The 240-nt window shown below is 60.8% G+C and carries 1 protein-coding gene; it reads right to left on the bottom strand.

The features are described 5' to 3' along the window. Positions 1-240: ABC transporter substrate-binding protein (locus tag ACPYOG_RS20530; protein ID WP_481295914.1), on the bottom strand; the 240-nt coding region annotated here is incomplete at both ends.

The raw sequence follows: 240 nt of genomic DNA, 5'->3' as shown, positions 1-240 counted from the left end.
AACTTCACGTCCTCGCCGAGGTTCAGGCCAACTGAGCTAAGCATTGCGGCGTGCTGGGCGATCTCGCCGGCCCCCGGACCCCGGACTCCAACCAACGCCCCCTTGAGATCCTCCAACTTCTTGATGGGACTCGCTTCCGGCACCAACACAGTGAGCAGCTCCTGAGTTGAGGAGTCATACACTGCCTCAATCGGTTTGCCGTCAGCGAATCCTGAAAGAGTGGCCGAAGCCGCGCCCAAC

The organism is Leifsonia sp. HAY1-4F (assembly GCF_056755275.1).
The sequence above is the reverse complement of the archived record's forward strand: the minus strand, read 5'-3'. Positions and strand labels throughout refer to the sequence as shown.